The following is a 26,106-nucleotide window of genomic DNA, read 5'->3' as shown; positions in this document are numbered from 1 at the left end:
TTTCGCGGTACACACTCAGGAGGACGGCACATGCAGCGGACCCTGCTCGGCGGCAAGATTCATCGGGCCACCGTGACCCAGGCTGACCTGCACTACGTTGGCTCGATCACCATCGACAAGAACCTGATGGACGCGGCCGACCTCGTCGAGGGCGAGCAGGTCCAGGTCGTCGACATCGACAACGGCGCCCGCCTGGTGACGTACGTCATCGAGGGCGCGGCCGGCTCCGGCGTGATCGGCATCAACGGTGCCGCGGCCCGCCTGGTCTCGGTCGGCGATCTGATCATCATCATGTCGTTCAAGCAGGTCGACGAGCGCGAGCGGGCCGACTACGCGCCCCGCGTCGCGCACGTGAACGAGCGCAACGAGCTGATCGAGATCGGCTCGGACCCCTCGGCGCCGGTGCCGGGCGCGGACGACCAGGTCTCCGGCAAGGTCCTGGCTCACTGAGTCGCCGCCGTCGAGTCACCGCCGCCGCGGGCGGGGCGCGAACCCCGCCCGCGAGGCCGGCGGCTAGCGGTCGGGGTGGCTGGTCAGGTAGCCGCCCATGGTCGTGAAGTATTCGTGCGCCGGCATCTCGACGCCCTCGTGGTTGCGCACCGAGCGGATCAGCAGCGCCCTGCTGCGCCCGCGCCGGGCCTCGGCGCCCGCCACGATCGCGACCCCGTCGCCCTCGCGGAAGAAGATGCGCCCGGGCGTTCCGCCGTAGACCGCCTGCGAGAAGGCCGCGGTGACGATCTCCAGCCGCCGGCCCTGGTGAAAGCAGAAGGCCTGCGGGTAGGGCGCCGACTGCGCCCGGACCAGCCGCTCGAGCTCCTCGGCGGTCCAGGTCCAGTCGATCCACCCGTACGCGGTCCTGGGCGAGCTGGGCGACCTGTGCGGGCGCGACGATCAGGGCCGGCCTGCGGTGGGGCGCGACTACCGCGCGGCGACCGATCCCCGGCTGCGGGTCGGCGTCTATCTGCAGGGCGGCACGGAGCACACCCACGGCATCACGTCGGCGCTGCTGTCGAACCCGGCGATCCGGGTGGGCGAGATCCTGGACTCCGTGGTGGCCCGCAGGTCGGCCCCGGCGCTGATCGGGGTGTGATCGCGGCGGCCGCCGGGCCCATAGATCAATGACGGCTGAGAGTGACGAGGCATCTTCTTTAAGTGATATTTGTAACTGTCTGTCACTGAGGCTTAGGGGTCTGGTAAGACTTACTTCCACAGTCGACTCGTCCGATTAGTCAGTTCGCATCGTGATCGTTGTCTTGCTGCGCGTGGGGGCGGACAATTTCGTCCGCGCGTCCGCCCCCTCCCCCCGACGCGAAGGACCCATATGACGCAGCCACGCCAGACCCCTCCACAACCGCACGCCCGGAAGCGAAGTCCGCTTCCCTGGATCGTCCTCACCGTTCTGCTGGTGGCCGCCGGCATCATCCTGGTGCCCAAGCTGCTCGACACGAACGGCAACAACGGGGCCAAAACGGTCTCCGACGGAGAGCAGGACCCGCTGCTCGCCGCCGTCGCCAAGTGCGACCCCGTCAAGAGGAGCACCAAGCTCGAAAAGAACAACAGCGTGCTGGTCGTCGACGGCGCCGGGGAGAAATCCCCGAACGACGGCCTCTCGGAGAGCTCGATGACCTGTGTTCTCGACACCCTGCAGGTCCCGGGCGCGCTGAGCTCGCGGATGTACTCCACGGTCCACGGCGACGGCCAGCTTCAGGGTGACTGGCCCGGCTTCACCGTCACCTGGACCAACGACAAGGCCCAGGGCCTGGACCTCAGGGTCACCAGAGACTGAGGCGCGCACCACCGAACGGGCCACGACCTGCGGACGGTCGTGGCCCGTCGGTGTGTCTACAGCTCCAGCGTCGCGGTCAGCCGCGGATCGTCGAGCGCGTGCGCCGCGGTCACCGCGTACGTTCCCGGCACCGTGTGCCAGCCGGAGTCCCAGACCTGCCAGGTGCGCGGCGGCAGCGGGATCCGTACGGTCACCGTCTCCTCGGGGTGTGCCGACACCGCCTCGAAGCCGGCCAGCCACTTCGCCGGACGCTCGGGCACCACCCCGGCCGGGCCGACGCCCACCGGCGGCGGTCCCTGCGGCTCGGCGTACACCTGCACGATCTCGCTGCCGAAGCGTGCGCCGGTGTTCGTGAGCGTCACCAGCGCCTCGGTCGCCGACACCGCGAGCATCTCGTACTCCCAGGTCGTGTAGCCGAGGCCGTGGCCGAACGCGTACAGCGGGGTGTTGCCGGTCCGCTGCCAGGCGCGGTATCCGATGAAGAGGCCCTCGTCGTACTCGACCGCGCCGTCCCGGGGCGACACCTCGAGGATCGGGCAGTCGTGCTCGCGGCGCGGCCAGGTCGTCGGCAGCCGCCCGCCCGGTTCGAGGACCCCGAGCAGCACGTCGGCGAGCGCCGCGCCCGCCTCCTGGCCCGGGAACCAGGTCAGCAGCACCGCGGCCACGTCGTCCGCCCACGGCAGCAGCACCGGCGAGCCGGCGTTCACCACCACGATCGTGCGGGGATTCGCCGCCGCCACCCGGGCCACCAGGTCGTCCTGGCTGCCCGGCAGCGAGAGCGAGGTGCGGTCGAAGCCCTCGGACTCGACCTGCTCGGTCGTGCCCACCACGACGACCGCCACGTCGGACTCGGCCGCGAGCTCCACCGCCTCGGCGATCATGCTCTCCGCGGAGACGCCCGGCCCGCGATGGCCCAGGGTCGCGCTGACCGTGTGCGCCATGCCCGGCTGGATGGTCTGCTTCACCACGATCTCGACCGGCTCGCCCGCCTCGAGCCGCACGGTCGCCCGGTGCTCGCGCGGCGACAGCAGCAGGTCCGCCCGGGTGGCGTTCGCCGGGTGCAGCGCGCCGATGTAGAGGTGTTCCCGGCCGATCCACAGGTCGAACGTGCCGAAGCCGGACACCGCGAACGTGTGCTCGCCGTCCTCGTCCGGCGTGAACGTGGTGCGCAGCTCCATGCCGGTGACCCCGGCCGGGTCGATGCCGCCGGGCAGGTCGCCGATCCAGCGCACGGCGGCGGTCTCGACGCCGAACTTGTGCCCGGCACCGGTCAGCTCGACCGACGTCGCCAGCGGCAGCGGCGGCAGGAACGGCCGCGGGTCCGCGCCGACCGCGTGACCGATGTCGACCCCCGGCAGCGCCCGGACCAGGCCCTCCAGCGGCGAGATCACATGCGGCGGCGTCACCTGGGCGCTGCCGCCGCCGAGCACCCGCGCGTCGGTCGCCAGCGCGCCGATCACGGCGACCTTCGTCAGCGCCACCGCCTCCAGCGGCAGGGTGAAGTTCTCGTTGCGGGCCAGCACGAAGGAGCGGGCCGCGATCTCGTGCGCCACGGCGTCGCCGTCCAGGTCCGCGGGGGGTGTCGGCACGGCCGGGGGTACGCCGTCGAGCAGCCCGACCCGCGCGGCCAGCAGCAGCACCCGCCGCACCTTGTCGTCGACGACCGCCTCGGGCACCTCGCCGGCGCGCACGGCCGCGACCAGCCGCTCGCCCCACGGGTTCTCCAGGGCCGGCATGGCGATGTCGAGGCCGCCGAGCGCCGCGCCGACCGTCGAGCGGGCGGCCCGCCAGTCGGAGACCACGATGCCGTCGAAGCCCCACTCGTCCTTGAGCACGTCGGACTGCAGGCGCCCGTTCGAGGCCATCGGCTGCCCGTTGACCGCGTTGTAGGCGCTCATCACGCCCCAGCCGCCCGCCGCCACGACCCGCTCGAACGGCGCGAGGTACATCTCCCGCAGCGCCCGCTCGCCGATCCGCACGTCGACGGTCATCCGGTCGGTCTCGAAGTCGTTGCCCACCAGGTGCTTGACCGTCGTGCCGACGCCGTGCTCCTGCACGCCCTCGACGAAGGCCGCCCCGATCTCGCCGGTGAGCAGCGGATCCTCGGAGTAGCACTCGAAGTGCCGCCCGCCCAGCGGGGTGCGGTGCAGGTTGACCGTCGGGCCCAGCAGCAGGTGCACCCCCTTGCGCCGGGACTCCTGGCCGAGCAGCCGGCCGGCCTTGCGGGCCAGGACGGGGTCCCAGGTCGCGGCGAGCGCGGTCGGGCTGGGCAACGCGATCGACGGATCCTCCGGCGCCCAGCCGGTGCCGCGGACGCCGATCGGCCCGTCGGACATCACCAGCGAGCGCAGCCCGATCTTCGGTATCGCGGGCAGGGACCAGAAGTCCTGGCCGCCCAGCAGCGACACCTTCTCCTCAAGGGTCAACCGGGCCAGCAGGTCATCCATGGAAGCGCTCCCATCAGTCGGCTCCGGTGGATCTTACGTGCGCAGATACGAGGCGCCGTTCAGGTCGATGATCGTCCCCGACGCCCACTCCGCCTCGGCCGACGCCAGCCAGTGCACCGCGCTCGCGATCTCCTCCGGCCGGGCCACCCGGCCGAACGGGCTCTGCGCCCGGATCGCCTCGCCCCGCTCGGACTTGAGGTGCTCGTTCGTCATGTCCGTCTCGACGAATCCGGGCGCCACGCAGGCCACCCCGATCCCGTACGGGGCCAGCGCCACCGCCAGCGACTGCGCCATCGCGTTCAGCGCCGCCTTGCTGGCGCCGTACGCGGGCTGCTCCGGCTCGCCCCGGAACGCGCCCCGCGACGACACGTTGACGATCCGGCCGCCGCGGTCGCGCATGTGCTGCGCCGCCGCCCACGCCGCGTTCGCCGCACCGAACAGGTTGACGTCGAAGGTGTGTCGCCAGGTCGCCTGCCATCGGTCGTAGCCGGCACCGAAGACCGGGTGCGGCCGGTTCACCGGGCCGAACACGCCCGCGTTGTTCACCAGCACGTCCAGCCCGCCGAGCCGCGCGGCCGCGTCGTCGACCAGGGCGCGCACCGCCGCGGGATCCGCCAGGTCGCCGCGGACCACGACGTGGCCCGAGCCCGGCAACTCCGCGGCCAGTTGCTGCGCGAGCTCTGCCGAGTCGCGGTGGTGGATCGCTACGCGGTCGCCGTCCGCGGCGAAACGGGCGGCGATCGCCCGCCCGATGCCACGGGAGGAACCGGTCACGAGGATCGCCCGTCCTGTCATAAGCTCACTCTAGGATCTTCGGCGTGGACAACGACTGCCTGTTCTGCCGCATCGTCGCCGGGGAAATCCCCGCGACCGTCGTGCACGAGACCGACACCACGCTCGCCTTCCGCGACATCGACCCGAAGGCGCCGGTGCACGTCCTGGTGATTCCCAAGGAGCACCACCCGGACGTCGCCGCGATCGCGAACGCGGATCCGGCGGCCACCGCCGACCTGCTGGCCGCGGCCGCCGCGGTCGCCGAGGCCGAGGGGCTGCTCGCCGACGGCTACCGGCTGATCTTCAACAGCGGCGCCCACGGCGGCCAGGAGGTCTTCCACGTGCACGCCCACGTGCTCGGCGGCCGGCCGCTCGGCCCGATGGTGTCCCGGTGACGACCCAGCAGCGGCTCGAACGCGCGGTGCGCCGGGTGCAGGCCGACGCCCGGGTCCCGGCCCTCTCCGTCGCGCTGCACCGCTCCGACCGCAGCCTCTGGACCTGCACCGTGGGCGACTCGGGCAACGCCGGCCACCCGCTGGACGCGGACAGCCGGTTCCGGATCGGCTCGGTCACCAAGACGTTCACCGCCGTACTGGTCATGCAGGCCCGCGACGACGGCCTGCTCGACCTCGACGACCCGATCTCCGCGCACCTGGACGTGCCCGCGCACGGCACCGCGACCATCCGCCGGCTGCTGTCGCACACGGCCGGCCTGCAGCGCGAGCCGCACGGCGACGTGTGGGACCTGCTGGTCGCGCCGGACGACGCGGGCCTGCTCGCCGACCTCGCGGCGGCCGAACGGGTGCTGCCCAACAACCGCCGCTACCACTACTCCAACCTCGCCCTGGCGGTGCTCGGGCAGCTGGTGGCCAAGCTGCGCGGCGGCACCTGGGCCGGCGTGCTGCGCGAGCGGATCCTCGAACCCCTCGGCCTGCACGCCACCACGGTCGAGCCGACCGCGGACGCCGTCGTCGGCTACCTGGTCGACCCCTACTCGGACGCGGCCCGGCCCGAGCCGCAGCTGGACCTCGGCGGCGCCGGGCCCGCCGCGCAGCTCTGGAGCACCGCCGCCGACATGGCCCGCTGGGCCGCGTTCCTGACCAGCCCCGCGACGGTCGACCCGGGCGCCCTGGTGCTCGCGGCGGACACCGTCGCCGAGATGTACTGGCCGCAGACCACCACCGACGAGACGCTCTGGTCCGCCGGCTTCGGCCTCGGGCTGATCCTCGTGCCGCAGGGCAAGCGGGTGATGCACATCGGCCACGACGGCGCCATGCCCGGCTTCCTGGCCGGCGTCTACGGCCGCCGCGGCGGCGAGGGCACCCCGGCGGCGCTGGGCGCGGCGGTGCTCGCCTCCTCCGGCACCGCCACCGAGATCAACGAGCTGGTGCACGAGCTGCTCGGGCTCGCGGTCGAGACCGACCCCGCCGAGATCCGGGCCTGGGCGCCGGGCCCGGCCGCGCCGGAGGCGTACCGGTCGGTGCTCGGGCCGTGGTGGGGCGAGGGCTTCGCGCACGTCTTCAGCTGGCACGACGGCGCCCTCCAATCCCGTGCCGTCGACGCACCCGCCGACCGGCCGCCGTCGATCTTCCGGCCCCTGCCCGACCAGCCGGACCTGCTCCGCACGGTCTCCGGGCGCGAGGCCGGCGAGCTGCTGCGGCTGACCCGGGACGCCGGCGGCACGGTGGTACGGATGCACTGGGCCACCTACCGGTTCACCCGGGTTCAGGAGACGTTCGACGGCGTGCCGGTCTCCACCGGCTGACCCGGACGCCCGGCGGCGGCGGAACCGCCGATAATGGCCTCGGCGGCCGGGCCGCCGACCGGATACGATGGCACGATCCAAACGCGGGCCGCCGAGCATCGGCGGGGACGAGAAAGAGAGCAGGTGGCGTAGGCCTCACGGCCGCTCTATGACTGGCACCGACTCCAGCAACGCCGCCGCTCGGGTGCAGACCAGGATCTCGGTCTCCGACCCGAAGATCATGGTGAATCTGCTTGGCGCCAAGGACGAGATCCTGCGGCTGATCGAGCGCATCCTCACCAGCGACGTGCACGTCCGCGGCAACGAGATCACCATCACCGGCGCACCCGCCGACAACGCTACCGCCGAACGCCTCTTCTCGGAGCTGATCGAGCTGACCGAGAAGGGCGAGACGCTGAGCGTCGACGCCGTCCGCCGCACCGTCGCGATGCTCGAGCAGAACACCGCCGAGCGTCCCGCCGAGGTGCTCACCCTCAACATCCTCTCCCGGCGCGGCAAGACCATCCGCCCCAAGACGCTGGGGCAGAAGCGCTACGTCGACGCCATCGACGAGAACACGATCGTGTTCGGCATCGGCCCCGCCGGCACGGGCAAGACCTACCTGGCGATGGCCAAGGCCGTGCAGGCGCTGACGGCCAAGCAGGTCAGCCGGATCATCCTCACCCGCCCGGCCGTCGAGGCCGGCGAGCGGCTCGGCTTCCTGCCCGGCACGCTCAACGAGAAGATCGACCCTTACCTGCGGCCGCTCTACGACGCCCTGCACGACATGCTCGACCCCGAGTCGATCCCGCGGCTGATGCAGGCGGGCACGATCGAGGTGGCCCCGCTGGCATACATGCGCGGAAGAACTCTTAACGACGCGTTCATCATCCTCGACGAGGCGCAGAACACGACACCCGAGCAGATGAAGATGTTCCTGACCCGGCTGGGCTTCGGTGCGAAGATCGTGGTGACCGGCGACGTCACCCAGGTCGACCTGCCCGGGGGCACGAGCAGCGGGCTCCGGGTCGTCCGGGAGATCCTGCGGGACGTCGACGACGTGCACTTCGCGGAGCTGTCCAGCTCCGACGTCGTCCGGCACCGGCTGGTCGCCGAGATCGTCGATGCCTACGCCCGCTTCGACGCCGACCAGGAACAGCAGGCCACGCAGTCCGTCCATGCCGTGCAGGGGCGCGCCGCCAGCGGCGGTCGCCCTAATCGCCGGCGCTGATAAGGGGTTAAGCACTACATGTCCATCGAGATCGCCAACGAGTCGGGAGTCGACGTCGACACCGACGCGATCCTGGCGGTGGCCCGGCACGCGCTCGAGGAGATGGGGGTCAACCCCCTCGCCGAGCTTTCCATCCTGCTTGTCGACATCGACTACATGGCCGAGCTCAACCTGCGGTGGATGGGCAGCGACGGCCCCACCGACGTGCTCGCGTTCCCCATGGACGAGGGCAGCGTCGACCACGGCCCCGGCGAGTCCGGCACCGGCGAGCCGGCGCTGCTCGGCGACATCGTGCTGGCGCCCGAGGTCGCGGCGAAGCAGGCCGTCGCCGCCGAGCACACCCCAGCGGACGAGCTGCACCTGCTCACCGTGCACGGTGTGCTGCATCTGCTCGGCTACGACCACGCCGAGCCCGAGGAGGAGCGCGAGATGTTCGCGCTGCAGGCCCGGCTGCTGCAGAGCTGGCGCTCCGGACGGCGGGCCGGCTGATCCCCGTGGAGCCGTCGTTACTCGCGGCGGGCCAATCCAACGGCCTGCCTGACCTGCAACTGATCATCTATGCGGTGGTCCTGGTCTTCCTCGCCGGCCTGGCGTCGATGACCGACGCCGCGCTGGCGACCGTCTCACCAGCGCGCGCCGCGGAGATGGAGCGGGACGGCCAGCGTGGCGCCGCCGCCCTGGCCGCGGTGGCCGGCGACGTGGTGCGCCACCTCAACCTGCTGCTGCTGCTCCGGCTGCTCTGCGAGCTGACCGCGACCACGCTCGTCGCGCTCGTCGCGGTGGACAGCTGGGGCGTCGGCTGGCGGTCCGCCCTGGTCACGGCCGGCGCGATGACGCTGGTCAGCTTCGTCGTGGTCGGTGTCGCGCCGCGCACGGTCGGGCGCCAGCACGCGTACGCGGTCGGCCGGGCCACCGCCCCGCTGGTGCGCTGGCTGGGCCGCGCGCTGAACCCGCTGGCGTCGCTGCTGATCCTGATCGGTAACGCGGTCACGCCCGGCAAGGGCTTCCCCGACGGGCCGTTCGGCAGTCAGGTTGAGCTGCGTGAGCTTGTGGATCTGGCGGAGCAGCGTGGCGTGGTGGAGCACGGCGAGCGCGAGATGATCCATTCGGTCTTCGCGCTCGGCGACACCATCGCCCGTGAGGTGATGGTGCCGCGCACCGAGATGGTGTGGATAGAGGCGCCCAAGACGCAGCAGCAGGCGCTCTTCCTGTTCCTGCGTTCCGGCTTCTCCCGCATCCCGGTGATCGGCGAGAGCGTGGACGACGTGCTGGGCGTGCTCTACCTCAAGGACGTCGTGCGCAGCACCCAGAGCGGCGAGCCGGCGGCGGCGTCCATGCCGGTGTCCGAGCTGATGCGCCCCGCCACCTTCGTGCCGGAGTCCAAGCCGGTCGACGACCTGCTGTCGGAGATGCAGGCGGCCCGCACCCACCTGGTCATCGTGGTCGACGAGTACGGTGGCACGGCCGGCCTGGTCACCATCGAGGACATCCTCGAGGAGATCGTCGGCGAGATCACCGACGAATACGACGTCGAGCATCCGCCCATCGACCACCTCGAGGACGGTGCGGTGCGGGTGACCGCGCGGCTGCCGATCGAGGACCTCGGCGACATCTTCGGCGTGGAACTGCCCGCCGACGAGGTCGAGACGGTCGGCGGCCTGCTCGCGCAGACGCTCGGCCGGGTGCCGATCCCGGGCGCGTCGGTCGACGTGTGCGGCCTGCACCTGATCGCGGAGGGCACGATCGGCCGCCGCAACCGGATCGATTCGGTGCTGGTGCGCCGGGTCGGGTCGGATCCCAGTGACGAAGAAGCGAACGCCCCCGAGAACGAGGAAAGACAGCACGCCGATGCCTGACCAGAACATCCCCGCCGGATCCGCCGTCAACCCAGCCGAGGGCGAGCTCAGCGCCGAGGACACGAAACTGGTCACCCTGGCCCGCGGCGCCCGCGCCCGGGTGGGCGCGGCCGAGGGAGCCTCGGTACGCGATCAGGACGGCCGCACCTACGCGGCGGCGAGCGTGGCCCTGCCCAGCCTGTCGATCACGGCCCTGCAGCTCGCGGTGGCCTCGGCGGTGGCAGCGGGCGCGACGAAGCTCGAGGCGGCCGCGGTGGTGACCGAGGCGTCGACGCTGGACGAGGCCGGGCAGGCGGCGGTCCGGGATCTGGCGGCGGATGCCCCGATTCACGTGGCGGCCCCGACCGGCGCCCTGCTGGGCACGGTGACGGCATGACGCCGGAGAAGCGCGAGGGCAGGGCCGGGCGCGGTCAGGCCGCGGGGCGTGGCGGCGATGCCCGGCCGGCCCGGGTCGGTAACGACGGTGAGGCCCGGCCGGTTCGCGCCGGGCGTGGCCAGCCGGCGGGACGCGGCGGGGATGCCCGGCCGGCCCGGGTCGGTAACGACGGCGAGGCGCTGCCGGTTCGCACCGGGCGCAGCCAGTTGGCGGGCCGGGGCCGGGATGCTCGACCGAGCAGGGTCGGTAACGACGGTGAGGCCCGGCCCGTTCGCGGCGCGCGTGGTCAGGCCACCGGGCGGGGCCGGGAGGCCCGGCCCACCCGGGTCGGTAACGACGGTGAGGCCCGGCCGGTCCGCGGCGCGCGTGGCCAGGACGCCGGGCGCACCGGTGAGGCCCGGCCGGCCGGCGGTCCCGCCGAGGCGGCCGGTTCCGACCGGCGGCTCACGGCCGGTGAGCGCAACGAGCAGCGGCGCCAGGAGCGTCGCGCCGCTCGCCGCGAGCAGGCCGACGCGGCGCCGGGTGGCGCCGGTCGCGGCACCACCCCGGGCGCGAAGCGCGCGGCACCGGCCCGCGCCGCGGCGGCCAAGCCGCGCCCGGCGGCTGCGACGGCCCCGGGGGACGAGACCGTTCGCGGCGGCGGTGCGTCCCGGCCGGACCTGAGCCAGGGACCACGGACTTCCGGCGGTGCGGAGGGCGCCCGTACGGAAAGAAAGAAGCACCGGCACAAGGCCGCGAGCCGGGCCGCGGCCGTCGACACCACCTACCGTGCCGGATTTGCTTGTTTTGTCGGTCGGCCCAACGCCGGCAAATCCACCCTGACGAATGCGATCATCGGCCAGAAGATCGCCATTACGTCCAACAAGCCGCAGACCACCCGCCACATCATCCGCGGCATCCTGCACCAGGAGCACGCCCAGCTCGTCCTCGTCGACACCCCCGGCCTGCACCGGCCGAAGACCCTGCTCGGCGAGCGCCTCAACGACCTGGTCCGCGAGACCTGGAGCGAGGTCGACGTCATCGGGATCTGCTTCCCCGCGGACGAGCCGGTCGGCGCCGGGGACCGGTTCATCTCGGCCGAGATCGCCGAGCTCAAGGCCACCGTCATCGCCGTCGTCACCAAGGTGGACCTGGTCGATCCGGCGACGCTGACCAAGCGGCTGCTCGACGTCAGCAAGCTCTACGACTTCGCCGACATCGTGCCGGTCAGCGCCGTCTCCGGCCATCAGGTCGAGACGCTCGTCGACGTGATCGTCAAGCGCCTGCCCGAGTCGCCGCCGCTCTACCCGGACGACGTGCTCACCGAGGAGCCCGAGCAGGTGCTCATCGGCGAGCTGATCCGCGAGGCCGCGCTCGAGGGCGTCCGCGAGGAGTTGCCGCACTCGATCGCCGTCCTGGTGGAGGAGATGCTGGTCGAGGGCAAGACCACCACGATCTACGCCAACCTCTTCGTGGAGCGGGACAGCCAGAAGGCGATCGTGATCGGCACCAAGGGCGCCCGGCTCAAGGACGTTGGCATCCGGGCGCGGGCCGAGATCGAAAAGCTGCTCGGCCGCAAGATCTATCTGGATCTGCACGTCCGGATCGCCAAGGAATGGCAGCGGGATCCCAAGCAGCTGCGCAAGTTGGGATTTTAGGACCCTATTGTGGGTCTTCTCACGCTCTGACCGTTTGGTTTGCTTTGTCGAGGGCTATTTCGATAGCCCTTTAGACCATGCGGAATCGGTATCTGGACCTGCTGCGTGCGATCGCCGTCGTCCGGGTGGTCGTCTACCACTCCACCGGCTGGATGGCGCTCACCATCGCCTTCCCCGCGATGATGGTGATGTTCGCCCTGGCCGGCTCCCTGATGGCGGCCTCGATCGACCGCAGCGGGCCGCTCGCCGTCGAGCGTCGCCTGCGTCGCCTGCTGCCCTCGCTGTGGGCCGTTTCGGCGATCGCCGTGCCCGCGATGCTGCTCACCGGGCTGGCCTGGGACTGGAAGATCCTCTACTGGGCCTTCCCGATCCAGGACCCGCCCGCGAACGGCTGGGGCGCGATGACGCTGAACGCCACCTGGTACCTGCGTGACTTCCTCTGGTTCGTGCTGCTGTCGCCGCTCGCCCTGCCGGTCTTCCGCCGCTTCCCGAAGCTGTCCGTCTCGTTGCCCTACGTCGCGCTCGCCGTCATCACGTTCGGTGGGCTGACGCCGCACCCGATCGTGCGCGACATGGCCCTCTACGGCGGCGCGTGGCTGCTCGGCTTCGCGCACCACGACGGGATGCTGCGCCGCCTGCCGCGGCGGCGCCTGGTCGCGATCGCGGCGGGGCTGGCGGCGCTCGGCGGGGCCTGGATCGCCACCCATCCCGGACCGCGCGGCTACGACATCAACGACGTGCCCCTCGGCAACGCGCTGTGGTCCGCCGCGTTCGTGCTGATCTCGCTCGGCTTCGCGCCGCTCACGACCGCGGCCCGCCCCCGGCGGCTGGTCACGATCCTCAACGCCCGGGCGCTGACGATCTACCTGTGGCACGTGCCGATCATCGTGGCCGTCACCAAGATCGGGGAGGCGCACGGCCTTCCGGTACGCGGCGCGGCCGGCATCGGCTGGCGGTTCGTGGTGATCGTCGCCCTGGTCAGCCTGGCCGTGCTGCTCTTCGGCTGGGTCGAGGACTTCGCCGCCGGGCGCCCACTGATGCTGGTGCCGGGCGGACGACCCCGCCGGCCCGCCGAGGCGCCGGTCTCCCCGGCGATTCACCCGGTCGCGGCAAGCCACGGCGCCCCGGTGGGTGAGACCGTTCCCACATGACCTTTACCGCCGCTCTGGTCCGGCGCACGTACTACGCACTCAGCCTCGGCAACACCCTGGCCGCGTCGCTCATCTGGGGCGTCAACACGATCCTGCTGCTGGACGCGGGGCTGAACAACTTCGAGGCGTTCGCCGCGAACGCCTTCTTCACCGCCGGCATGGTGCTGTTCGAGGTGCCGACGGGGATCGTCGCGGACTGGTGGGGGCGCCGGGCGTCCTACCTGCTCGGCACGGTCACGCTCGCCGTCACCACCGTGCTCTACGTCTGGCTGTGGCAGGCCGGCGGGCCGTTCTGGGCCTGGGCGGCGGCGTCCGTCCTGATCGGCCTCGGCTTCACGTTCTTCTCCGGCGCGACCGACGCCTGGCTGGTCGACGCCCTGCGCGCCACCGGGTACGCCGGCACCCTCGACGAGGTCTTCGCCCGCGCCCAGGTGTTCACCGGCGTCGGGATGCTGGTCGGCGCGGCCGGCGGCGGCTACCTCGCGCAGGTGGCGGGGCTCGGCGCGCCCTACCTGCTGCGCACCGGGCTGCTGGTGGTGATGTTCGTGCTGGCCGCGGTCCTGATGCGCGACCTCGGGTTCACCCCGGAACGCGGCGCCGGCTTCCGCGCGGAGATCGGCCGGATCGCCGGGAACTCGGTGCGGTTCGGGCTGCGGGTCCGGCCGGTGCGCTGGCTCATGCTCGCCGCGCCGTTCACCGGCGGCGTCACGATCTACGTCGCGTACGCGCTCCAGCCGTACCTGCTCGAGTTGTGGGGCGACAGCACCGCGTACGGGATCGCCGGGCTGGCGGCGGCGCTGCTGGCGGCGGCGCGGATCGTCGGCGGGCTGGTCACGCCGTACCTGGGGCGGGTCTTCATCCGGCGTACCTCGATGCTGCTCGTCACCCTCGGGCCGAGCGTGGTCGTGGTGCTGCTGATCGGGCTGATCCCGAACTTCTGGGCGGTGCTGGTGCTGGTCGTGCTCTGGGGGCTGCTCGGTGCGGCGGCGGAGCCCGTGCGGCAGGCGTACCTGAACGGCATGATCCCGTCGCAGCAGCGTGCGACCGTGCTGTCCCTCGACTCGCTGATGGCCTCCGCCGGCGGGGTGGTGAGCCAGCCCCTGCTGGGCCGCGCCGCCGACATCTGGGGCTACCCGTTCTCGTACGTGCTGTCGGCCGGGCTGTCCGCGCTCGCGCTGCCGTTCGTCTGGCTGTCGCGGCGTGAGCGGGACCCGGCCGACATTCGCTCGGTCGAGGAGGCTATGCCACCGGAACGGAGGTGATCGTCACGTCGCCGCTGCCGGTCTGCACGTCCAGCAGGTTCTTCGCGCTCGGGTCGTTGGCCACGCCGATCAGCTCGGCGTCGCCCGAACCGGTGTGCGTCTTCACCTGGTACGCGCCGTCCGGCACCGCCAGGTCCACGTTTCCGCTGCCGGTCCGCGCCGTCACCGGGCCGGCCTCGGCCAGCGCGACGTCGACGTCGCCGGACGAGGCCTGCACCCGGACCGCCGCGCCGCCGGTGAGCCCGCGCGCCTCGAGGTTGCCGGAGCCGGCCACCAGCGTGACCGCGCCGTGCAGGTCGTTGACGGTGATGTCGCCCGAGCCCGACTTGACCGACACCGCGCCGCTCGCCCGGTCCACCTCGACGTTGCCCGAGCCCACCGTGACGTCCGCGGAGCCGACCTCGGTCAGGCTGATGTCGCCGGAGCCGAGCTTGCCGTGCACGCGCACCCCGGTGGGGGCCTGGATCTCGTAGGAGACGTTGCACTGGTGCCCGCAGCGGGTGTCGATGCTCAGCACCGTCCCGTCCAGCCGATACGAGTCCTGCGGGTCGTCCTCGCCGCCGGTGCGGATGACCCGCTTGATCCGGGTCTCCGCGATCGCGGCGGTCGTCACGGTGACGTTTCCTCTGCCGCCGTCCAGGACGATCTCGGAGACCTTCACCTTCTCGGTGTCGTCGTAGGTCAGCCGCGCGCCGATCCCGCCGCCGCAGCCGGCCAGGGCGGCCGCGCTCGCGGCGATCAGGGTGACGGCGCCGGCGCGCCGGGCGAGAGTCGGGGTCATGCCTGTGACGCTAGGGCGCCTCCCCGTCCGGGCGCTATCGGTCCTCCCACTGAGGCAGCCCGGAGAAGACCCTGAGATCCGGGTCAGGGTCTGTCGTACCCAGGGGGCAGAATGGCGTCCGTGCCCGCCGGATACCGCCGCCAGCTCTACCGCGACGACGCGGTGGTCCTGCGTGTGCAGAAGCTGGGCGAAAGCGACCGGATCATCACCGTTCTCACCCGCCGTCACGGTCGGCTGCGCGCGGTGGCCCGCGGGGTGCGGCGCACTACGTCCCGCTTCGGCGCCCGGCTCGAGCCGTTCGGCCACATCGACCTGCAGCTCGCCGGCTCGCCCGAGGGGGTCGGCAGCAGCCTCTACTCGGTCAGCCAGGTCGAGGCCGTGACGCTGTTCGGCAAGAGGTTCCTCGGTGACTACCCGCGCTACACCGCGGCCAGCGCCATCGCGGAGACCGCCGAGCGGCTCTCCCCGGTCGAGCGGGAGCCGGCGCTGCGGCTGTTCCAGCTCACCCTCGGCGCGCTCAAGGCCCTCGCCGCGGCCGAGCACGCCAGCAGCCTGGTCCTGGACGCCTACCTGCTGCGCGGGATGAGTTTCGCGGGCTGGGCGCCCGCGCTGGCCGAGTGCGCGGTCTGCGGCACCCCCGGGCAGCACGGCGCGTTCTCGGTGCCCGCGGGCGGCTCGGTCTGCCCCGACTGCCGCCCGCCCGGCGCGGCGCACCCGGCGCCCGCGACGATCGCCCTGATGGCAGCCCTGACCAGCGGCGACTGGCAGGTCGCCGACGCCACCGAGCCACCGGTCCGCCGCGAGTGCAGCGGCCTGGTGGCAGCACACCTGCAGTGGCACATGGAGCGCAACCTGCGCGCGCTGCCGCTTGTCGATCGACGGGAGAGCACCTCGTGACACGTCCGCCCACTCCGCACCCCTCCGGAGCCCGCCCGCCGGCGCTGCCGGCGGCCGCGATTCCGAAGCACGTCGCGGTGGTGATGGACGGCAACGGTCGCTGGGCCAAGGACCGGGGGCTGTCCCGCACCAAGGGTCACGAGCAGGGGGAGTATTCGCTCTTCGACACCGTCGAGGGCGCCATCGAGCTCGGCATCCCCTACCTCTCGGCCTACGCGTTCTCGACGGAGAACTGGAAGCGCTCCCCGGAGGAGGTCCGCTTCCTGATGGGCTTCAACCGCGACGTGATCCGCCGCCGCCGCGACGAGCTGGTCGACCTGGGCGTCCGGGTGGTGTGGTCGGGCCGCGCGGGCCGGCTCTGGAAAAGCGTGATCTCCGAGCTGCAGACGGCGGAGGAGATGTCCAAGGGCAACTCCAAGCTGACCCTGCAGTTCTGCGTCAACTACGGCGGCCAGGCCGAGATCGCGGACGCGGCGGCGGCGATCGCCCGCGACGTGGTGGCGGGCCGGCTCAAGGCCGACAAGATCAACGAGAAGACGATCGCGAAATACCTGTACCACCCGGAGATCCCCGAGGTGGACATGTTCCTGCGCCCCTCCGGCGAGGAGCGCACCTCCAACTTCCTGCTCTGGCAGTCGGCCTACGCGGAGCTGGTCTTCCTCGACACGCTGTGGCCCGACTTCGACCGCCGCCACCTCTGGTATGCGTGCGAGCTCTACGCCCGGCGCGACCGCCGCTTCGGCGGGGCGATACCCAACCCCGTCGCACCGAGCTGAGCGACCGCCGCGGGCTCAGGCCGTGATGACCGCGACCGCGGCGTCCACGTCGGAGAGATCGGGCAGCACGGCGTGCGCGCCGGCCAGCACCAGCTCGGCCATGCTGGCCGACCCGGTGGCCACCCCCACGGCGAAGGCGTCGTTGGCCAGCGCGGCCCTCACGTCGTAGGCGGTGTCGCCGATCACCACGGCCCGGAACCGCTCGCCGTACTTGGCCTCGGCCCGCTCCAGGCACCGCCGCACCAGCGCGGCGCGCACGCTGTCGTCGGTGCCGTAACCGCCGATCTCGGCATCGAACGCCGCGCCGAGATCGAACGCGGCGACCTTGGCGGCGGCGACCTGCGGCACGTTCCCGGTGACCAGCGTCTGCACCACGTCGTCGCGCGCGCTCAGCTGGTCGAGCACGCCCCGCACGCCCGGCAGCAGCGCGCCCTGCTCGGCGAAGAGATGCCGCGAGACGTGCACCTGCTCGACATAGCGGGCGAAGAACCGCTCGGGCGTGCAGTCGGTGACGCCGTGCGTGGCGAAGACCTCGGCGCAGATGTCGAGGTCGGTCCGGCCGCCGAAGCTCGGCGTCGCCCGCCACGCGACCCCGGTGACCTCCGTGAACGCGGCCCGCCAGGCCTGCGCGGCCACCCCTCCGCCGCGCAGCAGGGTGTAGTCGATGTCCCACATGATCAGGCTTCTCACCGCTGCGCCAGCCGCCGTTCGACGTGCTCGACCTTGGCGTGCAGCGCGTCGGTGACGCCGGGCCGGATGTCGGCCTTGAGCGAGACGCTCACCCGTGGCGCGTGGGCGGCCACGGCGTCGACCGCCTGCTTGACGACGGCCATGACCTCGTCCCACTCGCCCTCGACGGTGGTGAACATGGCGTCGGTGCGATTGGGCAACCCGGAGGCCCGCACGACCCGGACGGCCTCGGCCACCAGGTCACCGACGGACTCACCCGCGCCGAGCGGGGTGATGGAGAAGGCAACAAGCATGCCACCATCCTGACAGGGCGGCCGGCCGATGAACGTCTCGCTGTCTCGCTGCTGCGCCTCCCGGCGCGCTCGACCTGCTGGGGTCCCTGCACCTTCCGGCCGGCACCGAGGCCTTGCCGGCTCCGGACGGTGCCGCGCAGGGGCGCCGGAAGCCACTAGGACAACCCGGCTCCATGGAACGCGGGTGACCGACGGCGGAGGTAGTAGCCGGTGAGGGCCAGACCGAGACTGATGGACCACAGCGGGAAGAAGATCCAGCCGAGGCCGCCGGCGCCCCAGTAGGCGGGGTCGTGGATCGGCTGACCCCAGAGCTGGAACGTGTCGAGCTGCCCCGGTGGCCGGTATCCGAGCTGGGTCAACAGCAGGCCGCGACCGAAGCCGAGGATGCCGATGGCGGCCGACCCGCCAAGCCCGAGCGGAAACCACAGCGGTACGGCCCTGCCCCGCAGCCTCGGAATCCAGCGGGGAAAGATCCGGCCCCACCGGCACAGCAGGCCGAGGGTGAGGGTGGCACCGCCGAGCGCGAACGATGCCAGGACGGGCTCGATGAGCGCATTCTCCGGTTGGTTGCGCAGCAGCGAGGCTACGAACGGCTCCGGTGCGCCGACGCTCCAGCCGCGCGACCAGGCCAGCCGGATCATCGCGTACGGCACGGGGCAGGCCGCCGCCACGAACGTGGCCACCGTGCCGATCCGGATCCAGCGTCCCGGGTGTCGGCGGGCCCGCCCGCCCGGGTCGCGAGTCCGGCGGGCGTAGCCGACGCAGGCCGGCAGGAGCGTCGCGGCGCCGGCAACCAGCCCGGCCTGGAAGACGGTGGGCCAGTCCGCGGCGAGCCAGGCGATCGGGAAGAGACCCAGCGGCGGCAGCAGCAGGATCATCCGGCCGTCGGCCACCACGCCGACCAGCCCGAGCGCCAGGACGGTGGCCGCACCGAGCACCACGGCACGATGCCGTGGTCCGCGAGGCGCCTTCTGCAGGTGCACGGCCATGAGCCCGGCCACGACACCCGCGATGGCGATGGCGGGGCCGCCCACGCCGCGCTCGACGCCGCTGAACAGCGACGTGTAGGCGGGTCCGTCGACATCGTTGCGGCCGAACGGATAGCCGGCACCGCCGAGGGTCCAGTAGACGCCCATCGCGGCGAGGAAGACGGCCCAGCCCCAGACGGCACCGGCCGCTCGTGATGCTCTCATGACGGCAGTGTCCGATGTCCTCGGTCGCCGGTCGTCTCCCCGGCGGGGGAGTTCCGCCGCGATGGCGTGCCGGTGCTCTCCCGCCCGGGAGATGTGCGTTGCCGGTGGCGGCCCGCAGCATGAACCGGTGCGAAGACGACTCCTGGTTTCGGCGCTCGCCGGGCTGCTCCTGGCCGGCGCCATGATGCTGCTGCTGCCGCGGTTCGGTGAGACCGGCGGCCGCCGGCAGACGTTCAGCCCCGTGCTGCCCGCACCTACCGGCCCGTACGACGTCGGGGTCCGGCGGATGCTTCTGACGGACACCGCCCGATCGGATCCGTGGCGGCCGGACGAGCACCGGACGGTGATGCTCGACGTGCACTATCCCGCCGCGGCGGGGCGGACGCCGCTGGCGTACTACGCGGTCGCTCAGGACATGACCGAACTGGGCAGCCTGGCCTGGGCACCCGGCGAGGAGCGGCGGCTCGGATTGCGGCCCGACGACGTCAACTGGATGTTTCGCACCCACGCCCACGAATGGGCGCCACCCGCGGCCGGTTCGTTCCCGGTCCTGATCGGGTCGGCGCCGCCCGGCGTGATGCGGACCGCGTACGGCGGCATCGCCGAGGAGCTGGCCAGCCACGGCTATGCGGTGGTCACCGTCGACCACCCGTACGACGCCCCCGTCGTGGAGCTGTTTCCCACCCGAAGGGTGATCCGGCCGTCCGGCGCCACCCGGACACCGAACCGCGCCGCCGCGGACGCGGCACGAGCTGCGGACATCGGTTCCGTTCTGCGTCGCCTCGACCGGCTCGACCCCGAGTTGCGTGCCACCGTGGACCTCCGGCGCGTCGGTCTTTTCGGCTGGGCCGGCACCAGCCGGGGGACGCTCGCGGCGCTGGCCGCACTTCCCGGCGTCTCCGCGATGGCATCGATCGGGGTGGCGCCGTACGCGAGAGCGGGCCCGGCGGATCCGCCGGCGCTGGTGATCGGCGACGAGCCGGACTCCGGCCCGGCCCGGCGGGCGACCGTGAGCGTGCCGGGCGCGACGGCCCGTGCCTTCACCGACGACGGGGTGATCCTCGCCCAGGTGGCCGCGCGTTATCCGGCGACCGCGGCGCGGGTCCGGCAGGATGTCGGCGAAGTGCAGCCGCTGGCCTATCGGACGGTCCGGCGCTACCTCGTCGCCTTCTTCGACGTTCGGCTCCGTAACGTGCCACCCGTGCCGTCCTTACCGGAGCCCGGCGTGACCGTCCAGCCGGTGGCGCCGTGACATGCTGGCGGGCATGGGGCGGCTCATCTGGGTTCCGGTGGGTGTCGTGTGCGTGCTGGCATCCTGGTACGGCACGCCCGTGCAGCTGCGCCTCTCGGCAACCGCGGTCGTTCTCGCCGCCGCCCTGGCCCGGTCGCTGATCACCTGGCGGTTGCCGCTGGGCATCGTCGCGGCCGGGGTCTCACTCGCCGCGAGCGTCTGGGCCTGGCGCACGTTCGGCTACAGCTTCGTCGACGTCCGGGCCGACGGCGACCGGGTGCTGTTCTGGACCACCATCGAGGTCGCCGGGCTTGCGGTGCTCGCCGGCCGGCCGGCGTACCCGGGACGATTGAGTGGGCTGTTCCTCCTCGTCCCGGGCGCCGCGGTGTCGCTGCGGCTCCTGCCCGGCTCCCCGCTACCGCAGCAGCTCTTCCTCGCAGGCCTCGGCGCTTCCGTGGTCGGGTCGGCGATCCTGCTCGGCCGCCACCTCGACGGCCGTGCCCGGGCCGCGGCCGAGGCGGTGCACCGGGCGCGGTCGGAGCAACGCCACCTGCTCGCCGCCGATCTGCACGACTACGTGGCACACGACGTCGCCGCCATCGCCGTCATGGCACAGTCGATGCGGCTCGCACCCGGGCCCGACGTGCGGCCGGCATTGGGGCAGATCGAACAGGCCGCGGCGCGCGCCCTCCGGCGGCTGGACCGGAGCATCGCTCTGCTCCGGATCGATGCCGCGGCCCGGCCGCGGTACCGGCTCGCGGACGTGCCGGAGCTCACCGCGAACAATCCCATGCCGGTGACCTTGACGACCGCCGCGGACGATGAAGCCGACATACCCGCGGTGGTGCAGGACACCGCCCATCGCGTGATCACCGAGGCGCTGACCAACGCCGGACGGCACGCCCCGCACGACACCGAGGTCCAGGTCCGCATCAGCCGGGACGAACGGCAGCTGCACATCGTGGTCGTCAACGAGCTGCGGCCACACCCGAAGCCGGCCCGGGGCGCGGCCGCAGCGACCGGGCTGGCCGCTCTGGACGAGCGGGTGCGATCGCTCGGCGGCGAACTGAACGCCGGAGCCGCCGGATCACAATGGAGGGTCGCCGCATCGTTGCCCCTGGACTGACTCCGAAGGCCGAAGCCGTGACCACCGTGGTGATCGCCGACGACCACGAGATGATCCGCCACGGCTTCCGGATGGTCCTCGCCGCACAGCGCGGCTACCACGTGGTCGGCGAGGCCGCCGACGGCGACTCCGCGTGGGCGCTGGTCCGGCGGCTGCGGCCGACGATCCTGCTCGCCGACATTCGCATGCCGGGCATCGACGGCCTCGAACTGACCCGGCGCATCGTCGCCACACCATCGCTGCCCACGAAGGTCGTCGTGGTCACCACGTTCCATGACGACGAGTACGTCACCCGCGCGCTGCGCGACGGCGCCAGCGGTTTCCTGCTCAAGGCCTCCGCCCCGGGGCTGCTCGTCGAGGCCGTCCGCGCCGCGCTGGCCGGCACCACCCTCATCAGCCCGGAGGTCACCGTTCGGCTGCTGGCCGGGCTCACCACCGGCCGCGCCACCCGAAGTCCCGAACCGCCACTCACCGAACGCGAGCGGGACGTGGCCCGGCTGCTCGCCCGCGGGCTGAGCAACGAACAGATCGGCGCCGAACTGTTCATCTCGGCCGGCACCGTGAAGACCCATGTGACCCACCTGTCCACCAAGCTCGGCGGACTCAACCGCGTCGGGATCGCTGCCTGGGCCTGGGAGTCCGGCCTGGTAACCCGATGAACTACCGCCTGCACGACGGCGGAGGCCACGTGGACGGATGGCCGCCGGCGGGCCATGCTGGCGGGATGGCGGACTCGGTGTGGCAGGACGACAGGTGCCCGGGTTGCGATGGGGACTTGAGGTCGCTCGGTTTTCTGCTCTGCCGTCGCCAGGAGGACCAGAAGCGGGTCTGCAGGATGCCGTTCTGGTGCCGCACCTGCGAAACCGTCTGGAGCCGCTGGGCGGATCGCGCCGATCCGCTGGAGCGCGAGGAGCTGTTCCCCGAGAGCCTCCTGCGGTCCATCCGCGGCCGGTAGCCCGGGCGGGTCTCAGCCGATGATCGGGCGGAAGAGGCCGGCCTGGATGCTGATCGTCAGGATCGCCGCCGAGAGCGCGGCCGCGCCGATCATCAGCGCCGCGTCCGCGCGGCCGAAGACCTGGCGGCGGGCGCAGGTGCGGGGGATGCCGGAGTCGAAGCCGCGGGCGTCCATCGCCAGTGCCAGCCGGGCGCCGCGGCGCAGGGCGCCCACCAGCAGGGCGAAGGCGGTGGATCCGAACAGCCGCAGCCGCGCGAGCGGGTTGCGGCCGGCGTCGATGCCGCGGGCCCGGCGGGCCAGGGCGAGCATCTGCCACTCCTCGCCCAGCAGCGGGACAATCCGGAAGGCCGCGAGCGCGCCGATCGCGAAGCGGGCGGGTGCCTTCGCGTTCTGCACCAGGGCGTCGGCGAGATCGGTCGGGTCGGTGGTGGCGAAGACGATGATGCCCGGCAGCGCGACCGCGAAGAGCCGCAGCACCAGGCCCAGCGCGGTCGCGACCACGCCGGTGGTGATGTCGAACGGCCCCAGCGAGAACAGCGGCGCCCCGGTGCGGTCGGCCGCGAACAGCACCATCGTCACCAGGATGCCCGCGGCGGCCAGGGTGAGCGGCCAGGACCGCCGGGCCAGCACCCGGTAGCGGACGCCGAAGAACGGCAGCAGCGCCAGCTCGATGACGAGCGCGAGGGCGGGGGTCAGCGGGTCGAGGGTCGCCGCCAGCGGCAGCGAGAACAGCAGCGCCGCGCCGAGCTTGGCGACCGGGTTGCGCCGGGCCAGGGGAGCGGTGGCGTCGGCGACCGGTTCCAGGACGAGGGTCATCCGGGCCGGCCCAGGACGACAGTGCGGTCGGCGAGGGCGGTCACGAAGTCCTCGTCGTGGGTGACCGCGACGATGCCGCACCCGTCGTCGCGCAGCCGGGCCAGCAATTCGACCAGCTCGATCCAGGTGCGCCGGTCCTGGCCGAAGGTGGGTTCGTCGAGTACGAGCAGCCGGGGCGCGGTGGCCAGGGCCGTCGCGACGCTGAGCCGCCGGGCCTCGCCGCCGGAGAGGGTGTAGGGATTCGCGCCGGCCAGCTTCGTCAGCCGCAGCCGATCGAGCAGTTCGTCCACTGTGGCGGAGACGTCCGTCCGGCCCAGTTGCCGGGGGCCGAGGGCGAGCTCGTCGGCGACCCGGGACGTGACGAACTGGTGTTCCGGCGACTGGAAGACGGATCCGATGCGCTGGGTGAGCGCCGCCGCCCGCCATTTGTGCGGGGCGCCGCCCGGCGCCGCGTCGACCGAGCCCGAGGTGGGTGCGAGCAGCCCGCCGAGCAGCAGGGCCAGGGTGGACTTGCCGGCGCCGTTCGGGCCGGTCACGGCGAGCGCCTCGCCGGCCCGTGCGCAGATGGTGGTCGCCGGGAGCCGGTGCCGGACGGTGACGTGCTCCGCGCGTACCAGGGGATCGGCCGGGGGTGCGACGGCCCGGTGGGTCGGCAGGGGCCGGCCCGGCACCCAGACGCCCTGCTCGGCGAGCTGATCACCGAGGAGCGAGAAGACCGCCGTCGGCGTGCCGTCGGCGCGGACGCCGCCGCCGGGCTCCAGGACGACCACCCGGTCGACCAGGGTGAGCGCCTCGGCGATCCGGTGCTCGACCAGGATCAGCGTGGTGTCCGGGTCGTGTGACCGGGCGATCGCCGAGCGGATCAGCGCGCCGCCCGCGGGGTCGAGGTTCGCGGTCGGCTCGTCCAGCAGCAGCAGGCCCGGCCGCGGCGCGAGGACCCCGGCGAGGGCCAGGCGCTGCTGCTCGCCGCCGGACAGGGCGGCGGTCCTCCTGCCGATCGGGTACGGGAATCCGACGCGATCGAGCGCCTCGGACACCCGCGGCCAGATCTCCTCCGCGGGCACGCCCCGGTTCTCCAGCCCGAACGCCACGTCGTCGCCGCAGCGGGCCATCACGAGCTGGGTCTGCGGGTCCTGGAAGACGATGCCGACCCGTTCGCGGGCCTTGACCGGCTCCAGCCCGTCGATCTCGACGGTGCCCTCGGACTCGCCGGAGTCCTCGGGCAGCAGGCCGGCCAGCGCGGCGAGCAGGGTGCTCTTGCCGGCCCCGGAGGGTCCCAGCAGGAGCACCCGCTCGCCGTGCGAGATGCGCAGGTCGACGCCGCGCACGGCCCAGGCCCGGCGCCCGGCGTGGCGCCAGCCGAAACCGCGCAGCACGACCTCGGGCACGGGCTAGACCAGGGCTCGGTCGCGGCCCGCGGCGAAACGGTCGAGCACGCCGGTCGGTGCCAGCGCCCGGGCCAGCGCCCAGGATCCGGCGCCCGCGATGATCGTGCTGCTGACCATCGTGATCACCGCGTACGGGATCCGGTAGTCCCACAGGTCGGCGGCCGCGTTCCAGTAGAAGAAGTCGAACACCGCCGCGCTGAACCCGGTCAGCAGGCCGGCCAGCAGCGCCGCCGGAAGCTTCCACGAGCGGTACAGCAGGATGCCGAACGCCAGCTCCGCGCCGATTCCCTGCGCGAGGCCCTGCAGGATGATGATGACGCCCCAGGAGGAACCCAGCAGCGCGGAGATGACGGCCGCGACCGTCTCGGTGTAGAGCGCGGCGCCCGGCTTGCGGATGATCAGCCCGGCCAGCACCGCCGGCATCAGCCAGACGCCGTAGAGCAGCGCCTGCGCGGGCGGGAAGAAGGCGAACGCGCCTGCGGTGGCGCTCCAGACCAGGTTCCAGGCCCAGAAGATCACGCCGAAGGTGACGGCGATGATCGATGCGACGATGATGTCGACCGTGCGCCAGCGGTAATTCATTCGTGCCTCCCAGCTCGTACCGGGAGGAGACGCGACACCCCGCCCGGGTGCTCCCGGGCACGGCGCGGCTTGAGAAAGACCGAGCTCCCTGCGCTGGCATTACCCAGATCAGGTTCTAGGGTCTGCGGTGTCACCCGCACTCTCAGCGCTGTGCGCTCCCCTGTCGGTGAGGCCCGTTCGAGAACAGACCTCATTGCATGTGTTTCGATGACGCTAACACCGTACGGCCGTACGGGACAGCGTAGGAGGCGTCACATGCAGATCAAGGCGAGGGGGCTCACCTTCGACGTGTACGAGGGTGGCCCGGTCGACGGCCCGCCGGTCCTTCTGCTGCACGGCTTCCCGCAGGATCACCGCGAGTTCGATCTTATCCTCCCGAGGCTGCACGCCGCCGGGTTACGCACGTACGCCCTGGACCAGCGCGGCTATTCGCCCGGCGCCCGGCCGACCGCGGTCGCCGACTACCGCCTCGACGAGCCGGCCGCCGACGCGATCGCGGTGCTCGACGCGCTCGGCGTCGAGAAGGCGCACGTCGTCGGCCACGACTGGGGTGCGCAGGTCGGCTGGCTGCTGGCCGACCTGCATCCCGAGCGGGTCAGCACGCTCACGGCCGTCTCGGTGCCGCACCCGCGCGGGCTCGGCATCGCCCTGCACAACCAGCCGTCGCAGAAGCTGCGGTTCGCCTACATGGGTGTGTTCCGGTCCAGGATGGCCGAGCGGCTGCTGCTCGCCGGCAACGCGAGCATGCTGCGCCGGATGATGCGACCCATCGGCGCCCGCGCCGGCCAGTACGCGACCGCGATGCAGGACCCCGGCCGGCTGACCGGCGCCTTGAACTGGTACCGCGCGATCACCCCGGGTAAGCTGGCGAAGGTTCGCAAGATCACAGTGCCGACCACGTATGTTTGGAGCGACGGCGACCCGGCCGTCGGCAGGCCGGCGGCGCTGGCCACCGCCACCTGGGTCGCGGCAGATTACCGGTTCGTCACCCTGCGGGGGATCGGCCACTGGGTGCCGGAGGAGGCGCCGCAGGCGCTGGCCGACGTGACTCTGGCTCGCATCGGCGTCTGACGCCGCTCCGGCCGGGAGTCTCCTGCGTCATCTCAAGGAGGCT

Annotated in this window: 27 protein-coding genes, 2 pseudogenes and 1 riboswitch; of the genes and pseudogenes, 19 read left to right on the top strand and 10 right to left on the bottom strand. The window is 72.5% G+C overall.

Features of this window, described 5'->3' with window-relative positions:
* The first annotated feature begins 30 nt into the window (after positions 1–30).
* On the top strand, positions 31–450 hold the full coding sequence (gene panD / locus AB0F10_RS08400) for an aspartate 1-decarboxylase (protein WP_360621407.1): 420 nt from the start codon (positions 31–33) through the stop codon (positions 448–450).
* Positions 451–513: 63 nt separating this feature from the next.
* On the opposite strand, the pseudogene AB0F10_RS08395 reads toward panD, so the two are convergent.
* A pseudogene (locus tag AB0F10_RS08395) lies at positions 514–840 on the bottom strand (methionyl-tRNA formyltransferase); the annotation flags it as partial.
* 13 nt (positions 841–853) lie between these two features.
* On the opposite strand from AB0F10_RS08395, the pseudogene AB0F10_RS08390 reads away from it, so the two are divergent.
* Positions 854–1,090, top strand: a pseudogene (locus AB0F10_RS08390) (L-lysine 6-monooxygenase); the annotation flags it as partial.
* A 315-nt stretch (positions 1,091–1,405) separates the two neighbouring features.
* On the top strand, positions 1,406–1,786 hold the full coding sequence (locus AB0F10_RS08385) for a hypothetical protein (protein WP_360621405.1): 381 nt from the start codon (positions 1,406–1,408) through the stop codon (positions 1,784–1,786).
* A 56-nt stretch (positions 1,787–1,842) separates the two neighbouring features.
* Here the strand turns inward: AB0F10_RS08385 and AB0F10_RS08380 are convergent, their stop codons facing one another.
* Together AB0F10_RS08380 and AB0F10_RS08375 are read right to left on the bottom strand one after the other, a co-directional pair.
* Positions 1,843–4,233, bottom strand: a complete 2,391-nt coding sequence (locus AB0F10_RS08380) for a glycoside hydrolase family 3 C-terminal domain-containing protein (RefSeq protein ID WP_360621403.1) — start codon at positions 4,231–4,233, stop codon at positions 1,843–1,845.
* A 33-nt stretch (positions 4,234–4,266) separates the two neighbouring features.
* Positions 4,267–5,028 (bottom strand): SDR family oxidoreductase, encoded by a 762-nt coding sequence (locus AB0F10_RS08375; RefSeq protein WP_360621401.1) that lies wholly within the window; start codon positions 5,026–5,028, stop codon positions 4,267–4,269.
* 23 nt (positions 5,029–5,051) lie between these two features.
* On the opposite strand from AB0F10_RS08375, the gene AB0F10_RS08370 reads away from it, so the two are divergent.
* The 9 genes from AB0F10_RS08370 to AB0F10_RS08330 all read left to right on the top strand — a co-directional run bounded on the left by AB0F10_RS08370 (position 5,052) and on the right by AB0F10_RS08330 (position 14,264).
* A complete protein-coding gene (locus AB0F10_RS08370) occupies positions 5,052–5,402 on the top strand; it encodes an HIT domain-containing protein (protein WP_360621399.1) in 351 nt (116 codons plus the stop codon).
* Complete coding sequence (locus AB0F10_RS08365) at positions 5,399–6,772, top strand: serine hydrolase domain-containing protein (protein ID WP_360621397.1); 1,374 nt, start codon at positions 5,399–5,401, stop codon at positions 6,770–6,772. The genes AB0F10_RS08370 and AB0F10_RS08365 overlap by 4 nt, the downstream gene beginning before the upstream one ends.
* A 148-nt stretch (positions 6,773–6,920) precedes the next feature.
* Complete coding sequence (locus AB0F10_RS08360; RefSeq protein WP_360621395.1) at positions 6,921–7,982, top strand: PhoH family protein; 1,062 nt, start codon at positions 6,921–6,923, stop codon at positions 7,980–7,982.
* 18 nt (positions 7,983–8,000) lie between these two features.
* Complete coding sequence (ybeY, locus tag AB0F10_RS08355; protein ID WP_360621393.1) at positions 8,001–8,471, top strand: rRNA maturation RNase YbeY; 471 nt, start codon at positions 8,001–8,003, stop codon at positions 8,469–8,471.
* A gap of 5 nt (positions 8,472–8,476) precedes the next feature.
* Positions 8,477–9,838 carry a hemolysin family protein gene (locus AB0F10_RS08350; protein ID WP_360621391.1) on the top strand — a complete coding sequence of 454 codons (1,362 nt, stop codon included), beginning with the start codon at positions 8,477–8,479 and terminating at the stop codon, positions 9,836–9,838.
* A complete protein-coding gene (locus tag AB0F10_RS08345) occupies positions 9,831–10,214 on the top strand; it encodes a cytidine deaminase (protein WP_360621389.1) in 384 nt (127 codons plus the stop codon). The genes AB0F10_RS08350 and AB0F10_RS08345 overlap by 8 nt, the downstream gene beginning before the upstream one ends.
* A 659-nt stretch (positions 10,215–10,873) precedes the next feature.
* Positions 10,874–11,851 (top strand): GTPase Era, encoded by a 978-nt coding sequence (gene era / locus AB0F10_RS08340; RefSeq protein ID WP_360621467.1) that lies wholly within the window; start codon positions 10,874–10,876, stop codon positions 11,849–11,851.
* Between the two features lie 77 nt (positions 11,852–11,928).
* Positions 11,929–13,002 carry an acyltransferase gene (locus AB0F10_RS08335; RefSeq protein WP_360621387.1) on the top strand — a complete coding sequence of 358 codons (1,074 nt, stop codon included), beginning with the start codon at positions 11,929–11,931 and terminating at the stop codon, positions 13,000–13,002.
* A complete protein-coding gene (locus AB0F10_RS08330) occupies positions 12,999–14,264 on the top strand; it encodes an MFS transporter (RefSeq protein ID WP_360621385.1) in 1,266 nt (421 codons plus the stop codon). Before AB0F10_RS08335 ends, AB0F10_RS08330 begins: the two co-directional genes overlap by 4 nt.
* Here the strand turns inward: AB0F10_RS08330 and AB0F10_RS08325 are convergent.
* Positions 14,242–15,045, bottom strand: a complete 804-nt coding sequence (locus AB0F10_RS08325) for a DUF4097 family beta strand repeat-containing protein (RefSeq protein ID WP_360621383.1) — start codon at positions 15,043–15,045, stop codon at positions 14,242–14,244. The two genes, AB0F10_RS08330 and AB0F10_RS08325, sit on opposite strands and share 23 nt — an antisense overlap.
* A gap of 111 nt (positions 15,046–15,156) precedes the next feature.
* Between AB0F10_RS08325 and recO the strand changes: the two genes are divergently transcribed.
* On the top strand, positions 15,157–15,942 hold the full coding sequence (recO, locus tag AB0F10_RS08320) for a DNA repair protein RecO (protein ID WP_360621381.1): 786 nt from the start codon (positions 15,157–15,159) through the stop codon (positions 15,940–15,942).
* Positions 15,939–16,718 carry an isoprenyl transferase gene (locus AB0F10_RS08315; RefSeq protein ID WP_360621379.1) on the top strand — a complete coding sequence of 260 codons (780 nt, stop codon included), beginning with the start codon at positions 15,939–15,941 and terminating at the stop codon, positions 16,716–16,718. Before recO ends, AB0F10_RS08315 begins: the two co-directional genes overlap by 4 nt.
* Positions 16,719–16,733: 15 nt before the next feature.
* Here AB0F10_RS08315 and AB0F10_RS08310 read toward each other — a convergent pair whose 3' ends face one another.
* From AB0F10_RS08310 to AB0F10_RS08300, 3 genes are all read right to left on the bottom strand, one after another.
* The gene (locus AB0F10_RS08310; protein ID WP_360621377.1) at positions 16,734–17,408 is read right to left on the bottom strand and encodes an HAD family hydrolase; all 675 of its coding nucleotides are present in this window, start codon (positions 17,406–17,408) and stop codon (positions 16,734–16,736) included.
* On the bottom strand, positions 17,405–17,701 hold the full coding sequence (locus tag AB0F10_RS08305; protein ID WP_360621375.1) for an MTH1187 family thiamine-binding protein: 297 nt from the start codon (positions 17,699–17,701) through the stop codon (positions 17,405–17,407). Before AB0F10_RS08305 ends, AB0F10_RS08310 begins: the two co-directional genes overlap by 4 nt.
* Positions 17,702–17,856: 155 nt before the next feature.
* The gene (locus tag AB0F10_RS08300) at positions 17,857–18,894 is read right to left on the bottom strand and encodes a hypothetical protein (RefSeq protein WP_360621373.1); all 1,038 of its coding nucleotides are present in this window, start codon (positions 18,892–18,894) and stop codon (positions 17,857–17,859) included.
* 127 nt (positions 18,895–19,021) lie between these two features.
* Here AB0F10_RS08300 and AB0F10_RS08295 point away from each other — a divergent pair, with 127 nt between their 5' ends.
* The 4 genes from AB0F10_RS08295 to AB0F10_RS08280 are packed head-to-tail and all read left to right on the top strand — an operon-like array spanning position 19,022 to position 22,206.
* Positions 19,022–20,146, top strand: coding sequence for a hypothetical protein (locus AB0F10_RS08295; RefSeq protein ID WP_360621371.1), 1,125 nt, complete (start codon positions 19,022–19,024; stop codon positions 20,144–20,146).
* A gap of 13 nt (positions 20,147–20,159) precedes the next feature.
* The gene (locus tag AB0F10_RS08290; RefSeq protein ID WP_360621369.1) at positions 20,160–21,251 is read left to right on the top strand and encodes a histidine kinase; all 1,092 of its coding nucleotides are present in this window, start codon (positions 20,160–20,162) and stop codon (positions 21,249–21,251) included.
* 17 nt (positions 21,252–21,268) lie between these two features.
* On the top strand, positions 21,269–21,910 hold the full coding sequence (locus AB0F10_RS08285; RefSeq protein ID WP_360621367.1) for a response regulator transcription factor: 642 nt from the start codon (positions 21,269–21,271) through the stop codon (positions 21,908–21,910).
* Positions 21,907–22,206 (top strand): hypothetical protein, encoded by a 300-nt coding sequence (locus tag AB0F10_RS08280; RefSeq protein ID WP_360621365.1) that lies wholly within the window; start codon positions 21,907–21,909, stop codon positions 22,204–22,206. The genes AB0F10_RS08285 and AB0F10_RS08280 overlap by 4 nt, the downstream gene beginning before the upstream one ends.
* Positions 22,207–22,218: 12 nt before the next feature.
* On the opposite strand, the gene AB0F10_RS08275 is transcribed toward AB0F10_RS08280, so the two are convergent.
* From AB0F10_RS08275 to AB0F10_RS08265, 3 genes are read right to left on the bottom strand one after another with little or no spacing between them, the layout of a single operon-like run.
* On the bottom strand, positions 22,219–23,022 hold the full coding sequence (locus AB0F10_RS08275) for an energy-coupling factor transporter transmembrane component T (protein WP_360621363.1): 804 nt from the start codon (positions 23,020–23,022) through the stop codon (positions 22,219–22,221).
* Positions 23,019–24,410 carry an ATP-binding cassette domain-containing protein gene (locus AB0F10_RS08270; protein ID WP_360621361.1) on the bottom strand — a complete coding sequence of 464 codons (1,392 nt, stop codon included), beginning with the start codon at positions 24,408–24,410 and terminating at the stop codon, positions 23,019–23,021. The genes AB0F10_RS08275 and AB0F10_RS08270 overlap by 4 nt, the downstream gene beginning before the upstream one ends.
* A 3-nt stretch (positions 24,411–24,413) precedes the next feature.
* On the bottom strand, positions 24,414–24,992 hold the full coding sequence (locus AB0F10_RS08265; RefSeq protein ID WP_360621359.1) for an ECF transporter S component: 579 nt from the start codon (positions 24,990–24,992) through the stop codon (positions 24,414–24,416).
* Positions 24,993–25,059: 67 nt separating this feature from the next.
* Positions 25,060–25,164, bottom strand: a riboswitch (TPP riboswitch).
* A gap of 83 nt (positions 25,165–25,247) precedes the next feature.
* Between AB0F10_RS08265 and AB0F10_RS08260 the strand changes: the two genes are divergently transcribed.
* Complete coding sequence (locus AB0F10_RS08260) at positions 25,248–26,063, top strand: alpha/beta fold hydrolase (protein WP_360621357.1); 816 nt, start codon at positions 25,248–25,250, stop codon at positions 26,061–26,063.
* The last annotated feature ends 43 nt before the right edge of the window (positions 26,064–26,106 follow it).

Origin of the sequence: Actinoplanes sp. NPDC026623 (assembly GCF_040638275.1) — a bacterium.
Lineage (GTDB): Bacteria > Actinomycetota > Actinomycetes > Mycobacteriales > Micromonosporaceae > Actinoplanes.
The sequence above is the reverse complement of the archived record's forward strand: the minus strand, read 5'-3'. Positions and strand labels throughout refer to the sequence as shown.

Bases quoted from the DNA above. Each gene is read 5' to 3' on its own strand.
- panD (WP_360621407.1), top strand. From the start codon at position 31: ATGCAGCGGACCCTGCTCGGCGGCAAGATTCATCGGGCCACCGTGACC.
- AB0F10_RS08380 (WP_360621403.1), bottom strand. From the start codon at position 4,233: ATGGATGACCTGCTGGCCCGGTTGACCCTTGAGGAGAAGGTGTCGCTG.
- AB0F10_RS08375 (WP_360621401.1), bottom strand. From the start codon at position 5,028: ATGACAGGACGGGCGATCCTCGTGACCGGTTCCTCCCGTGGCATCGGG.
- AB0F10_RS08360 (WP_360621395.1), top strand. From the start codon at position 6,921: ATGACTGGCACCGACTCCAGCAACGCCGCCGCTCGGGTGCAGACCAGG.
- ybeY (WP_360621393.1), top strand. From the start codon at position 8,001: ATGTCCATCGAGATCGCCAACGAGTCGGGAGTCGACGTCGACACCGAC.
- AB0F10_RS08345 (WP_360621389.1), top strand. From the start codon at position 9,831: ATGCCTGACCAGAACATCCCCGCCGGATCCGCCGTCAACCCAGCCGAG.
- AB0F10_RS08335 (WP_360621387.1), top strand. From the start codon at position 11,929: ATGCGGAATCGGTATCTGGACCTGCTGCGTGCGATCGCCGTCGTCCGG.
- AB0F10_RS08330 (WP_360621385.1), top strand. From the start codon at position 12,999: ATGACCTTTACCGCCGCTCTGGTCCGGCGCACGTACTACGCACTCAGC.
- AB0F10_RS08325 (WP_360621383.1), bottom strand. From the start codon at position 15,045: ATGACCCCGACTCTCGCCCGGCGCGCCGGCGCCGTCACCCTGATCGCC.
- recO (WP_360621381.1), top strand. From the start codon at position 15,157: ATGGCGTCCGTGCCCGCCGGATACCGCCGCCAGCTCTACCGCGACGAC.
- AB0F10_RS08305 (WP_360621375.1), bottom strand. From the start codon at position 17,701: ATGCTTGTTGCCTTCTCCATCACCCCGCTCGGCGCGGGTGAGTCCGTC.
- AB0F10_RS08300 (WP_360621373.1), bottom strand. From the start codon at position 18,894: ATGAGAGCATCACGAGCGGCCGGTGCCGTCTGGGGCTGGGCCGTCTTC.
- AB0F10_RS08290 (WP_360621369.1), top strand. From the start codon at position 20,160: ATGGGGCGGCTCATCTGGGTTCCGGTGGGTGTCGTGTGCGTGCTGGCA.
- AB0F10_RS08280 (WP_360621365.1), top strand. From the start codon at position 21,907: ATGAACTACCGCCTGCACGACGGCGGAGGCCACGTGGACGGATGGCCG.
- AB0F10_RS08275 (WP_360621363.1), bottom strand. From the start codon at position 23,022: ATGACCCTCGTCCTGGAACCGGTCGCCGACGCCACCGCTCCCCTGGCC.
- AB0F10_RS08265 (WP_360621359.1), bottom strand. From the start codon at position 24,992: ATGAATTACCGCTGGCGCACGGTCGACATCATCGTCGCATCGATCATC.
- AB0F10_RS08260 (WP_360621357.1), top strand. From the start codon at position 25,248: ATGCAGATCAAGGCGAGGGGGCTCACCTTCGACGTGTACGAGGGTGGC.